Origin of the sequence: Amycolatopsis sp. H20-H5, from assembly GCF_035828755.1 — a bacterium.
Taxonomy (GTDB): domain Bacteria; phylum Actinomycetota; class Actinomycetes; order Mycobacteriales; family Pseudonocardiaceae; genus Amycolatopsis.
In genome coordinates this window covers 57,908-70,906 of sequence record NZ_JAYMZS010000025.1, presented here as the reverse complement: position 1 = coordinate 70,906, position 12,999 = coordinate 57,908, and the positions used below count along the sequence as shown (strand labels likewise).

Here is a 12,999-nt window from a genome sequence, read left to right as displayed (position 1 = left end):
TCATGCCCCCTTGACCGTGGTGGGCACCGGCTCCCCCTGCGAACTCGGCGAACTCGGCGAACTCTGCGACCGGGTGGTCTTGGCGCCTTCGGAGTACGGCATCAGCGCCGCGCGCAGCTCCTCGGGCACCCGCGAGGGCACCGTCGCCGTGTTCGGCCCGCGCATGCAGGCGATCCGCTGACGCCCCCTGGCGACCAGCTTTTCGCCGTCCGGGTGCAGGTGGACGTAGTCGAAGGCGAACTCGATCTGCGTCTGGGTGAGCTCCTCGAGCCGCATCCGGACCGACAGCTCGTCGAAGGCGGTGATCTCCGCGAAGAACTCGCACTCCACCTTGAGGGTGAACAGTTTGAGGTCCTTGCGCACCTCCTCCAGCACGGCGGGCGCCTCGTCCTTGAGGAACATTTCGCGGCATCGCCCCTGCCAGCGCAGGTAGTTCACGTAGTAGACGTTGCCGACCAGGTTGGTCTCCTCGAACCCGACGATGTGGCGAATCTCGAAGTAGCCAGGCATGTCAGCTCTCCTCTCGGGTCTGGAGCACGGCGAACACCACCGGGTCCGGCCGGTCGTTGACAGTGGTGACCCAGCTGGCGATCAGCGCGTCACCGCAGGCCAGCAGGGCCCACCCGTCCGGGTCGACGCGGCGGACGGTGATCGCCTGGGTCAGCTCGCCGGTCTTGCGCACGCACTCCAGCGCGGTCCAGACGCGCGTGTTCGCGACGTCGGGGGTGTCGCCGGTGTCGGTGGCCAGCAGCGAACCGACCGCGAGCAGGTCTTGGCCGAGCAGCCCGGTCCAGTCCTGCTCTTCCCGGTGCACGGCCGTCTCGACGTCGCAGGCGAGCGTGCCCGTCCCGGCGATCGTCAGTGTCAGCGACGCGCTGTGCGAAGCGGACACGTCGGCCCCGTCGGCTTCGGGCTTGCCGTCCGGGCGGTAGTGCAGGTTCGCCTGCCGTCCCAGCGCCCGGCTCACCGCGAGCTCGGTCTGCGCGCGGCGTTCCGGCGTCGTCGCGACGCGGGCGTCGACCGGGTCGGGCTCGACCACGACGGCGCGGCTGCCGCCGAGCATCCGCTCGCACGCCCGCTCCAGATACGAACCGAGCATCGACGGGACCCACGGACCCGCGCCGTCACGCTTGCGGACCGCGCGCAGGCTCAGGCCCTCCCAGCGTTCCACCAGACGGCCGTCCGGGTCGCGGACGTCGAGGTCGTAGAGGTAGGTGTCGCCGTCCTGCAGCCGCTCGCGGGCGTCGAGCACCACGTACTCGGTGTCCTGATCGGACGGTTCGGCCAGGTAGAGCCGCTCGATGCCCTGCGGCAGCAACGTCGCGTCGGGGACGCAGCACTGGATCGCGTGCATCATCGCGTCCCGCGTGCCGGGGTCGGCCAGCAGCCGGTCCTGCGGCAGGAACGGCGCGAACCACGAGACGTCCGCGCTGGTGGCGATCTCCGCCACCGCCTGCCGCGCGCTCGCCCGGCGGTAGCCGATGACACGCTGGAACCGCTTGCCCTGGAACAAAACGTCGCCGTAGAGCTCGGCGATCGGGTCGACCGGCACCATCGGCAGGGTGGCCGCGCCGGGCGCCGCCACCCCCGGGACGTCCGGCCGAGGGAAGTGCAGCCGGGCGCGGAAGTGATCGGCGCTGAAGCCGGTCTCGCCGCTGCGCAGGACGACGTCGACGGTCTCGGCGTCCCTGGCCAGCGCGGCCAGCCGGATCGTGGTCGAGCCGGCGGGCGCGACGATGATCGGGCGCAGGAACTCGACGTCGGTCAGCAGCGGGACGCCCGTGGTGCCGAGCACCGCGGACGCGACCTGGGTCATCGCCTCCATGCCCAGCACGGCGGGGAAGAGCAGATCGCCGTCGAGCAGGTGGTCGGAAAGATACGGGTCGCTGCCCGCGGACAGGTCGGCCTCGGTGATCAGCTCGATGCCCGGGTACTGCACGAGGGCCCGGTCGACGAACCGGTTCAGCGGCAGCTCCTGACGCTGGATCGGCAGCGTCGGGAGGCCCGCGGTCCGGCCGCAGACCACCAGCACCGACGGCGACAGCGGGTCACCGAGCACCTGGCGCAGCACGGCGATGCCGTTCTCGGTGGGGATCGGCGTGATGCCGTCGCGCATCAGGGCGCTGACCACGCCGAGCTTCTCGCCCATGCCGGTGCCCGACCAGACCGACCATTCGAGCGCGATCGCCCGCGCCGCCGGGTGTTCCCGGCCGAAACGAAGGGTCAGCTCGGTCATCCAGTCGTTGGCGGTGGCGTAGTGCGCCTCGCCCCGCAGCCCGGCCCGGCCGATGATGCTGCCGAAGGTCACCAGCAGCTTGATCCGGTCCTGGTCGACGGCGCCGAGCACCGCGCGCAGGCCGCCGATCTTGGGGGCGACCGTCTTGCGGAAGGCGTCCTCGGTCAGGCTGAACAACGCGGCGGGCTCGTTGCGGCCCGCGCCGTGCAGGATCGCGGTGACCGGGCCGAGTCCACTTTGGAGTCTGCCGATCGCGTCGGCCACCTGCGCGGCCGAGGTGACGTCGGCGCGCTCGTAGGCAAACCGGATACCGGCGTCGTCCATTCTGGACAGATTGGCGGCCAGCTCGCTGTCGTCCGCCGGGTCGCTCCGGCCGAGCAGCGCGAGCTTCGCGCCGGAGTCCTTGGCCAGCGCGAGCGCGCTCTCCGCGGTGATGCCCTTGCCGCCGCCGGTCACCAGCAGGACGTCGTCGACGCCGAGTGGGCTCGGGCCGGGAACGCTCGGGGCGGGCGGCAGCGGGCCGAGCACCGGCACCGTGCGGACACCGTCCACTGTGTACCGAACCTCGCTGAAGTCGCTGGTCGCCGCGACCTCACTGACCACAAGGGACACCGCCTCGGCGATCGCCGCGGGGGCCGACGGGGTGACGTCGGCGAGGTCGACGATCGTGGTGCGCGCGGTCGGGTCCTCCAGCCGCAGGGTCTTGGCCAGCCCGGACGCGCCGAACCCGTGCTGCACCAAGACGAACCGGGTGCCGTTCGCCGCGGCCATGGTCGCGCGACCGGCGTCGAGGAACAGCCCGAGGTGCCGCTCGTCGCAGTCCGCGGGCAGGCAGAGGAGCACGCCGTCGCCGACGCCCGCTCCCGCCAGCGCGGTCCGCAGCGGTTCGGCGAGCGGGTGTTCGCCGGACGAGTAGACCGTCCAGTCCGCGGCGGAGAAGCCCACCGTGTCGTCGGTCGGCGGCCGGGGTGCCGGAACGTAGTCGACGCCGAACGGGCGGACCCACGGGCCGACGCCAGGGACCTCGCCGTGCGCGGCGGGTTCCTCGGTGCCCGCGGTGTCGGCCAGCTCGTCGATGAGCTCGGCGAGCTCCGCGAGGCAGACCGTGGCGAAGTTCGGCATCGCCTCGAGCGCGGGCCTGCCCAGCGCGCGGGTGACGTCGTTGACCAGCTGGCCCACCGTGATCGAGCTCAGGTGCAGGTCGTCGAGCGGATGTGTGTCGGCGGTGACCGTCTCCAGCGGCAGCTCGACGCGCTCGGCGGCGAGCTTGCGCAGCAGTTCGAGCGTGGCGTTGGGGCCGCCGTCGGCCGCCGCGGTCGCACCGGCGGCTTCGTCCTTTGTGGACGCACTGGTCCTAGTCAGCTCGGCGTCGATCGCGGGCGCGGTCTCACACGGGCTGGCGAGGAACGACATCTCACCGTCGAGCGGCAGCGGCCGCACGACCCGGCCGTCGAGCAGCGCCGAGGTCTCCAGCGGCGCGCCAAGGGCGAACGCGGCGCCTGCCACGCGCAGCAGCGAGGTCAGCGAGGCGTTGTCGGTGTCCACGGACAGCACGGGTGTGCCGGGCGCGATCTCCTCGAACAGGCCGCCGAGCACCCGGCCGGGACCGACCTCGAGCACCAGGTCGCACCGGTCGGCGACCTTGGCGGCCGCCTCACGGAAGCGGACCGGCAGCACGACCTGGTCCCGCAGCAGCTCGCGCAGGTCCTCAGCGCCGTGCAGCACGTCACCGGTCACCGTGGACACCACCGGCCGGTCGAGCCGGTCGAAGGCGATCCCGGCGAGTTTCTCGGTCATCGCGGCCGCGGCGGGCTCGACCGAAGGCGAGTGGAAGGCGTGCGAAACGGAGATCCGGGTGGCGATGACACCTTCGGCGCGAGCGCGGGCGCACACGCGCTCCACGGCCGGAGCCGGGCCGGAAATCACCGTCTGCTCGGGGGCGTTGTAGCCCGCGATGACAACGTCCTCGCCGCGCGTGAGCTCTTCCGTGCGTCCCGGCGAGGCCGCGATGCCCGCCATGGCACCGTCCCCGGCGCTCGCGGCGGCCATCACCTTGCCGCGCACCGCGGCGAGACGCAGCACCTGCTGCTCGTCGAGCGCGCCGCCCCAGTGCAGGGCGGTCAGCTCGCCGAGGCTGTGCCCGGCCACGGTCGTCGCCTCGATGCCGAGGTGTCGCAGCACCCGCAACGCGGCGAGCGAGCCGGTGACGATGCGCGGCTGGGCGACCTCGGTCGCGACCTGGTCACCGCTGGTGGGCAGGTTGGCGGCGCGGAAGATGTCCTCGGCGGCGGTGAATCGGCGGCGCAGCGCGCCCACCGCGCCCCGCCCGGAACCCTGGCCGGGGAACAGGAACCCGATCTTCGGCGGGTTCGACCGGTCGCTCGCGAAGACACTATCGGTGGCGGAGAACACGGTGGTCGCGTCGTCCTCCAGCAGCTCCAGCAGCCGGGTGAACCGGCGCACGGCGTCCTCGGGACTGGTCGCCACGACCGCCGCGCGGACCGGCTTGCCCGACAGGTCGGCGGTGAGCGCGCCGGCCAGGTCGGTCAGCTCGGCGAGCGACAGCTTCGCGACGACGGGGAGCAGCTCGGTGATCCGCTCGCGCAGCCCGGTGGTGTCGTCGGCGTCGAGCAGCAGCAACTCGGCGTCCTGGCGGCTGCCGACCAGCGTCTTGGTCCGCTCGTCGAGCTCGGCGCGGCGGTGCGCGTTCGGCGCCTCGGCCAGCGCGACGTGGGAGTTGATCCCGCCGAAGCCCATCGCCGAAACCCCGGCGCGGATGTGCTGGTCAGGCGGCCACAGCTCGGCGCCGCCCGGCACGTACAGCCGCGCGGAGTCGCCGGTCAGCGACGGGTGCGGGTCGAAATGGCCGGTACCCGGCGGGATGACCTGGTGGAACACGGCGAGGGCCGCCTTGATGAGACCAGCGACCCCCGCCGCGGCTTTGGTGTGCCCGATGTTGCCCTTGATGGTGCTCAGCGCGGCGGGCGCGGCGAGCGGGTCGGCGATGCGGCGGGCGGACGACAGCGCTTCGATCTCGGTCTCGTCGCCGAGCGCGGTGCCGGTGCCGTGGCCTTCGAAGTACGAGACGGTCTCGACGCCGTACCCGGCGCGGCCGTAAGCGCGGGTCAGCGCGAGCCGGTGCCCGGCAGCCTCCGGCCGCGTGATGCCGCCCTTGCCGTCGGAGGAAACGCCCCAGCCGCTGACCGAGGCGTAGATCCGCAGCCCGCGCTCGACGGCGTCGCGCTCCCGCATCAGCACCAGCATCCCGGAGCCCTCACCGGGCCAGAACCCGTTGGAGTCACGGTCATAGACCTTCATCTCGCCGGTCGCGAGCGCCCCGGTCTTGGCGAAACCGATCACCTCGAACGGGTCGATCGACAAGTCGACGCCACCGGCAATCGCGACGTCGAGCGAGCCCTCGGCCAGCGAATTCGCCGCGGTGACAACAGAAAGCAGCGAGGAGGAGCAGGCGCCGTCGACGGTGAAGCCGCCGCCACCGAAGTCGAAGTAGTTGCAGATGCGCCCGGCGATGGTGTTGGCCAGCCCGCCCGCGAGGGTGTCCTCGTCGATGGCCGGGAACGGCGCCTTGTACTGGACTTCGAGGTCCCGCAGGAACTCCGCGGTCTCCTCGCCGGCCCAGCCGCGCTCGGTCAGCGCCGCGGCGACGGTCCGGCGGACGTACGGCCAGCGCAGCCGCATCATGTTGGCACGGGCGAACTCCCCGGTCAGACTGTTGCCGATGATGACGCCGGTGCTCTCGGTCGGCAGGCCCTCCCCCTCGGGGAAACCGGCGTCGGCGAGCGCCCGGTTCGCGACGTCGAGCGCGAGCCAGTGGGTGGTGTCGGTCGAGCGGAAGGTGCTGCCCGCGACCTTGTACTTCACCCGGTCGAACTCGAAGTCGCGCAGCACGGCGGCCTGCCGCGCGTAGAACTTGTCCGGCGCATGGGGATCCGCCGAGAAGTAGTCGTCGGAGTTCATCCGCTCGTTGGGCAGCCGTCGGAACGCTCGTCGGCCGGCGAGCACGTTCTCCCACAGCTCCGCCGGTGATCCGGCGTCGGGGTACCTCAGGCCGATACCGACAATCGAAATCCGCTCAACGCTCATGCCACCGCACTCCCATAGCTCTTCGCGGCACCCTGTCCTGCACTGACCGCAATTCCCCGCATTCGGGACACAGACCAAGGTATTCGGCCGTGCACCGCGGTGTCTTCTCCGATCCGAGGCACTTCGGCGCCGGGTGCCGCGCGACCGCTAGGCCATCCGCACCCCGGCACACACTCTTCGTCAATGTAGGAGCGAATTCGCGCGCTGTGCGTCATAGTGTGGTGAGGCGGGGGACGGGGAGCGATGCGCTGTGGGTACCAGGTTGTACTGGATGCGATCGAAGGAGCACCGCAGGCTTCGCAACAGGCGGTGGGCGGGGTTCGGCCGGTGGATCTCGCTGGCACCTTGGCCAGGTTCGCGCCGGGCGGGCCGGTTGAAGCGGCGCGACTCCTAGCCGGCGCGTGGGTCCGCGACGCGGGCAAAGCTGAGCTCAGGACGCCCGGGCACCGTACGAGTGCACCGCCCTGAAACTAAGCGGAGGGTCACCCAATTTGCCCGATTGCAGAAGTCTCTGAAGGCCACCATGAGGGCGTCTAAGTCCCTCATGGTGGCCTTCAGAGACTTCTGGGCGGACGAGCGCGGCCAGGCCACGGCGAACCCGGCGATCATGACTCACTAACCGGGTTGACCAGGTAAAAAGGGCACGCGGCGGCCATGGTCAGCTTGCTTCAGCGAGCCGACCAGCGCGGGCCACGCGGAGCGGTGACGGTCAACTGGCTACCGTCGCGGTCCTTCGTGGCCCGGACGCCGCTCATCGCGAATGTGATCACCGAATTGGAGAGTGAAGATGACCACATCGCGTGAACCGGGAACCTGGTTCAAGTCCAGCAGGAGTCCGGACAAAGCTGACTGCGTGGAAGTCAGGCTGGGCCGGGTCGTCGAGGTACGGGACACCAAGGACCGCCTGGGCGGGTCGATCGGTCTCTCGTCCGCTGCCTGGGACGCGCTCCTCGACAACGTCAAGTGCTGATCAACGCAAACGTCCTGGTTCAGGCGGTGGTGGCGACGGCGCCGGGCATCCGGGCGCCGAGGGTTCTGGCGGCGCTGAGACTCGCCCAGGCGGCGAGCTCCACCAGTGCGGCGTCGTCGCTTCGGACGCGCCTGAAGTCCTCGATCACCTGATCGTCCACTTGGGACGGACACAATGCCGTCAACAGGGCCAGTCTGGCGAGCGGGCGTTCGTCCTCCGGGAGATCCACGAGGGCGGGTTCCGTCCACACGCGACTGATTCCGGGCGGGCGGCCGTCCCACGACGCGAGTTCGCGCAGCACGACCGCGCGGACCGCCGGGGACGTTACCCGCTCGGCCGCCGCCTCGATCGCCGCGGCCGCTCTCGCGAACGCTTCGGCCACCACGGGATTTCCCGCCGCCCAGCCGAAGTCGGCAGGCGTACCAGCGGCGGGCAGCAAGTCGACGGCTGAGCCCGCCGCCGGTGCCTCCCCTGGACGCAGGAAACGGCCGAGCACCGCACGGGTGGTGGCGCGCGCGGATTCCGGGACGGCGTCGGGCAGTGGTGACCGGCCGAGGAAGACCTCGACCATCCGGTTGAGGTACTGGAAACTCACCGCGACCGCGATCAACTCCGACAACGCCGCCGGGCCGACCTCAGGCTCGACGTCACCACCGGCCGCCCACCTTGCCAGCCGCCGGGTCGCCGGGTCGCCGATGTCGGCGGCCCGGTCGTCCGCGATGGCCGCCGCGGCTTCGGCTCGGCCCGCCGACGCCAGTGCCATTCCGTGCACCTCGACGCAGTACGGGCACGCGTTGGCCTGGGAGACCGCGGCCGCGACGACCTCCTTGTCCGCCCGGCTCGCCACTCCGGCCGCGACGAGCGACTCGCGGAGCATCGCCCAGCTCGCGGCCAGGACGCCCGGGGACGGCGAGTGCAGGCCGATCGGGGGTGCGAGCAGGCCGAAGTCGCGCTCCAACTGGGTGTAGACCGAGCGGACCAGGCCGGTGGCCCGGCGTGGCCGGACGGGGCGGACGTATTTGACGTCGCGCAGCGTCCGGCGCAGCGCGAGCCTGACCACCGTGGGTGTCATCGCTACTGGCCTGCCGAGACGATCGACAGGTTGGTGACCCCGCGACGGCCGCTGGTGCCGCCGTCGGGTGCGGGGGCGCCGTAGGTGACGTCGACGCCGCGCGCCTGCAACGCGCGCACGATCCCCGGGACGGCCCGCTCGGCGAGCGCGGCGATGGTCATCGCCGGGTTCACCGTCAGTGCGCTGGGCACCGACGAACCGTCGGTCACGAAGATGCCGGGGTGCTCACGCAGCTCGTGATTCGGGTGCAGCGCGGACGTGGCCGCGTCGTCCCCGATCCGGCAGGACGAGAGCGGGTGGACGGTGTACGCGCCGACGACGTCGTTGGTCCACGGCGCGATCGTCGCGAGCCCGTCCTTCTCCATGATCTCCTTGCACTCCGCGTCGGCCAGCGCCCAGCCGTGGCGGGTGTTCGGCGTCGGGTCGTAGCTCAGCGGGCCGCGGCCGAGCATCTGCTGCGAGATGCGGTACGAGTTGCCCGTCGGCGGCGGGGTGCCGAACACGCCCTCGTTGTCGTCCTCGGTCATCAGGAAGATCGTCAGCCACGACTTCCACTTCTTGATCAGTTCCTTCTTCTCCGCGCCGAACCAGGCCGGGGTGCCGGTTTCCGCACCGGGGACCTGGGCGAGGATGGTGCCGAGGCCGGGCGGGAAGTACAGCTGCTCCAAGGAGAATCGCTCGTACTCCGGCAGCGAGCCGTCGAGCTTGTCCCAGCTGGCGACGGTCGGGCCCTTGCCGATCTGGTTGGCCTCGTAGCCGACACCGTCCTCACGGGACAGTCCGAGCACCTCACGTACCTTGTCCTCGTTGAGGATCGCGGTGTTGAGCCGTTCGCCGTTGCCGGAGAAGTACCGGCCGACGCCGTGCGGCATCTTGCCGAGTGTCGCCTCCGAGCGCTGCAGGATCACCGGGGTGGCCCCGGCGCCCGCGGCCAGGATGACGACCTTCGCGTCGATCACGCCGCTGCCGGTGTGCACGCGGTAGTCGACGTCGTCGACGACGTTGAAGTGTACCCGGTAGCCGCCGTCCTCCGTGTGGGACAGCTGCTGCACCTCGTGCAGTGGGCGGATTTCCGCGCCGTGCGCGAGCGCGGCGGGCAGGTAGTTCGTCAGCAGCGAGCGTTTCGCGTCGAACCGGCAGCCAGCCATCATGAAGTTGCAGTTGGTGCAGCGGCTGTTGTCCACCGCGACCGGTGCCGGGTTGGCCGTACGGCCCGCGTGGTCGCACGCCGCCGCCCACAGGCCACCGGCGTACGAGACGTCGCTCCAGTCCTGTTGGGACACCGGGAGCGCTTCGGAAACGCGGTCGTACCACGGCTCCAGCGCGTCACGCGTGAGCTCGGCTGGCCACAGCCTGCGGCCGATGTTGCCCTGACGCTCGAAGATGAACTTCGGCGCTCTGGGCATCGCGGCGAAGTAGACGACGCTGCCGCCGCCCACGCAGTTGCCGCCGAGGATGCTCATCCCGTCGCCGACGACGAAGTCGAAGATGCGGGTGTAGGACGAGCCGAGCAGGAAGTCGTGCTCGAACTCGTCGGTCTGCAGCCACGGCCCGCGTTCGAGGATGGTGACCTTGGCGCCACCCGCGGCGAGGTGGTACGCGGTGATCGCGCCCCCGAACCCGCTGCCGACGATGAGGACATCGGTCTTGTCGACGGTCTCGGTCATGCGGGGCTCCCTGAAGGCGTGGTGTCCGGGTGGACTTCGGCGAGCTTGCGGCCGTAGCCGTAGCGCGGGAAACGCCAGAGCCCGTCCGCGTCCGGCGCGCGCCAGCCCATGGCGAGCAGGCCGGGGTGCCCGGCGGCGATGGCGTCGGCGGTGTGCAGGTGCGCGGCGCTGTCGTAGGCCATGTTGCAGAACAGCGCGAGCGCGACCCACCCGTCCTTCTCCGGGTGACCCGGCGCGGTGAGCCTGCCAACCAGAGCCGTACGGTCCGAAAAGGACAGTGCAACGAAGGGAGGGACCGTGTCGTCGAGTTCGACGCCGTTTTCCTTGGCGTAGGCTGTCGCGTGGCTGTTGAGCGCCACCACCAGGTACTCGAGCCCCGCGGTCACCCCGGTCGCCGGGGTGTGCAGCAGTTCGAGCGCCCCGGCCTCCACCGCGCCCGGCCCTGGGGCGGCGCCGGCGATCGCGCGGTCTTCGGGAAAGCGCTTTTCGCCGGGCAGGATCGTGTCCGCGAACGCCTCCAGGGTCATGGTCGGTCCGACGTCTGGTTCGGGCACGGCTCCTCCTCTCTAGGACAGTCAGTCCTTCTGCTTGTGCACGGTCATCGGCAGCCCGCCGCGGACCCGGAGCGAGAGCATCGCCTCGGGGACCACCGGGTAGCCGGGGGTTCGGCGCAGCCGCAGGTCGCGCGACACCTGGGCGAGGACGAAAGCGGCCTCCATCATGCCGAGGCTGTTGCCGACGCAGAAGCGCGGACCGGCGCCGAACGGGATGTAGGCGTAGCGCGGCCTCGACGTCCCTGAGCCCTGCGCGAACCGGCCGGGGTCGAAGCGCTCGGGGTCGTCCCAGAACTCGGGGTGCCGGTGCATCGTGTACGGCACGACGACGACGTCGGAACCGGCCGGGAGGTGGAATCCGGCGATCTCGTCGTCCTCCTGCGCGATGCGCGGCAGCAGCCACACCGGCGGGTAGAGCCGCATGACCTCTTCCACCACCGACGCGGTGTACGTCAGTTTGTGCAGGTCCTCGAAGACCGGCAGCCGGTCGCCGAGCACCTCGACGGCCTCGGCGTGCAGCCGGTCGGCGACCTCGGGGTGTTCGTCGATCAGGTGGAACGCCCAGCCCAGCGTGCTCGCCGTCGTCTCGTGCCCGGCCAGCAGCAGCGTGATCAGCTCGTCGCGGATCCGCTCCCGTCCGGCCGGCCCGTCGAGCGACGCGATCAGCCGGGTCAGCACGTCGTCGCCGCCCTCGATCGGCGCCGCCAGCCGGGCCGAGACGAGCTCGTCGGCGACGCGACGCAGGTCGTCGCGGGACTCCCGGAACCGCAGCTGTTTGGGCAGCGGCAGCCACGACGGGACCATGCCGAGCGTGACCGCCTCGAACATCGCCTGGTCCTGCACGGCCTCGAACGAATGTCCGAGCGACGAGTACTCGCCGAGCTCCGAATCCAGCAAGGTCTTGCCGAGCACCGCGAGGGTCAGCCCGGTCATCTCGTGCAGGATCTCGACCGGTTCGTCCGGGCCCCGTGCGGCGAGGCCGCGGACCAGACTGTCCACTTCGGACGCCACGATCGTCGCCTGCCGCGCGATGCGCTTGGGCTGGAAGACCGGCTGGATGGTCTTCCGCTGTGCCTTCCACGTGTCGCCGTCACTGGTCAGCAGCCCGTCGCCGAGCGCCTTGCGTGCCTCCTGCAGGCCGATACCCTTGTGGTAGTTCGCGGCGTTGTCGGCGAGCACGTGCTTGGCGTGGTCGGGATGGTTCACCAGGTACAGCGACTTCGGCCCGATGGCGACGCGGACGACGTCGCCGTACTTCGCCGCGCCCGACATCAACGCGAGCCGATCGGTGAACAGCTTCTTCAGCAGCCCGAAGGTCTGCCGGCGAGGCGGCCCGGGGGGCACGAGACGCGCCCCCCGGGCCGGGTGCCCGCTCATGCCGCGGCCGCGTCGTCGGACGCGGTCACCTGCCGCGTCGCCAGGGTCGTGACCGGCTTCGCGGTGACCAGCTCGGCCTCACGCTGCCGCGCCTCGAACTGCAGCCGGGACTTGTTCGAGAAGTGCAGCGCCCACAGGAACAGTCCGCGGATGAGACAGACGGTCGCGGTGGCGAGGAACAGTCCATACGCGACGTGCACGGTGATGAAGAACGCGTACATCATCGCGATCCCCGCGCCGAACGCCATCTGCGACGCGGGCTTCGACGGGGTGGTGCCGGGGTCGGTCACCATGTAGTTGGTGAACAGGACGAACGCGACCCCGGTCATGATGCCCAGCGCGCCGGGAATGGCGGTGCCGAAGATCAGGCCACGCAGGATCGCCTGCAGGGCGAAGGTGCCGAGCCACGCGCCGATCAGCCACATCCGGCCGGTCAGCTTCGCGTTGAGGATGGTGCCCGAGATCATGATGATGCCGACGATCAGCCAGCCGACCCAGGTGTCCACGCGCTCGGTGAAGTGGTACGGCGGCGCGATGCTGGCCCACGGGAAAATCAGCAGGATGACCGTGATGCCGAAGTTCGACGGGTTCATGTAGTGGCGCATCCGGCCGCGCATCGGGGCCCGCAGCACCCATTTGGCGCCGACGGCCACGACCACGCCGAACATCATCACCAGGATCTGGTCGTTGACGTAGGTGAGCATGTTGAGCGCCAGCCCGGTGATGTGCGCGGGCAGCAGGAACTCGGCCAGGCCCTTGAACCCGCCGCCGAGGAACCGCGGGGCACGCCCCTCGGTCCGCGCGCCGACGATCTCCAGCAGGATTTCGGTGGCATACGCCGTCGCCAGCGCGACGAACGGCCACGACCACGGCTGCTCGAAGCCGAGCAGCGTGTAACCGAGGATGTTGAAGATCGAGATCGAGATGGCGAACCGGCGCAGGGCGGTGATCACCTTCGGATCGTGCCGCTGCTGCGGCTTCTTGGCAGGCGTCTGCACGGTGCCGTTTTCCTCTGTCAT

At 70.8% G+C, this 12,999-nt stretch carries 8 protein-coding genes; 1 reads left to right on the top strand and 7 read right to left on the bottom strand.

What is annotated here, in order from left to right; translation table 11 throughout:
• Both QMK34_RS16795 and QMK34_RS16790 read right to left on the bottom strand, forming a co-directional pair.
• Complete coding sequence (locus tag QMK34_RS16795) at positions 1 to 510, bottom strand: acyl-CoA thioesterase (protein WP_326414934.1); 510 nt, start codon at positions 508 to 510, stop codon at positions 1 to 3.
• Between the two features lies 1 nt (position 511).
• Positions 512 to 6,340, bottom strand: coding sequence for a type I polyketide synthase (locus QMK34_RS16790; protein ID WP_326414933.1), 5,829 nt, complete (start codon positions 6,338 to 6,340; stop codon positions 512 to 514).
• Positions 6,341 to 7,127: 787 nt separating this feature from the next.
• Between QMK34_RS16790 and QMK34_RS16785 the strand changes: the two genes are divergently transcribed.
• Positions 7,128 to 7,310, top strand: a complete 183-nt coding sequence (locus QMK34_RS16785) for a DUF397 domain-containing protein (protein WP_326414932.1) — start codon at positions 7,128 to 7,130, stop codon at positions 7,308 to 7,310.
• 19 nt (positions 7,311 to 7,329) lie between these two features.
• On the opposite strand, the gene QMK34_RS16780 is transcribed toward QMK34_RS16785, so the two are convergent.
• The 5 genes from QMK34_RS16780 to QMK34_RS16760 are packed head-to-tail and all read right to left on the bottom strand — an operon-like array spanning position 7,330 to position 12,999.
• Entirely contained in the window at positions 7,330 to 8,382 is a 1,053-nt protein-coding gene (locus QMK34_RS16780; protein WP_326414931.1) for a carboxymuconolactone decarboxylase family protein, read from the bottom strand.
• Positions 8,383 to 8,384: 2 nt separating this feature from the next.
• On the bottom strand, positions 8,385 to 10,049 hold the full coding sequence (locus tag QMK34_RS16775) for a GMC family oxidoreductase (protein WP_326414930.1): 1,665 nt from the start codon (positions 10,047 to 10,049) through the stop codon (positions 8,385 to 8,387).
• Entirely contained in the window at positions 10,046 to 10,576 is a 531-nt protein-coding gene (locus tag QMK34_RS16770) for a DUF5987 family protein (protein WP_326414957.1), read from the bottom strand. The genes QMK34_RS16775 and QMK34_RS16770 overlap by 4 nt, the downstream gene beginning before the upstream one ends.
• A gap of 48 nt (positions 10,577 to 10,624) precedes the next feature.
• A complete protein-coding gene (locus QMK34_RS16765) occupies positions 10,625 to 11,980 on the bottom strand; it encodes a cytochrome P450 (protein WP_326414929.1) in 1,356 nt (451 codons plus the stop codon).
• Positions 11,977 to 12,999, bottom strand: a complete 1,023-nt coding sequence (locus QMK34_RS16760; RefSeq protein WP_326414928.1) for an enediyne biosynthesis protein — start codon at positions 12,997 to 12,999, stop codon at positions 11,977 to 11,979. Before QMK34_RS16760 ends, QMK34_RS16765 begins: the two co-directional genes overlap by 4 nt.

Bases quoted from the DNA above. Each gene is read 5' to 3' on its own strand.
- QMK34_RS16795 (WP_326414934.1), bottom strand. From the start codon at position 510: ATGCCTGGCTACTTCGAGATTCGCCACATCGTCGGGTTCGAGGAGACC.
- QMK34_RS16790 (WP_326414933.1), bottom strand. From the start codon at position 6,340: ATGAGCGTTGAGCGGATTTCGATTGTCGGTATCGGCCTGAGGTACCCC.
- QMK34_RS16785 (WP_326414932.1), top strand. From the start codon at position 7,128: ATGACCACATCGCGTGAACCGGGAACCTGGTTCAAGTCCAGCAGGAGT.
- QMK34_RS16780 (WP_326414931.1), bottom strand. From the start codon at position 8,382: ATGACACCCACGGTGGTCAGGCTCGCGCTGCGCCGGACGCTGCGCGAC.
- QMK34_RS16775 (WP_326414930.1), bottom strand. From the start codon at position 10,049: ATGACCGAGACCGTCGACAAGACCGATGTCCTCATCGTCGGCAGCGGG.
- QMK34_RS16770 (WP_326414957.1), bottom strand. From the start codon at position 10,576: ATGACCCTGGAGGCGTTCGCGGACACGATCCTGCCCGGCGAAAAGCGC.
- QMK34_RS16765 (WP_326414929.1), bottom strand. From the start codon at position 11,980: ATGAGCGGGCACCCGGCCCGGGGGGCGCGTCTCGTGCCCCCCGGGCCG.
- QMK34_RS16760 (WP_326414928.1), bottom strand. From the start codon at position 12,999: ATGACAGAGGAAAACGGCACCGTGCAGACGCCTGCCAAGAAGCCGCAG.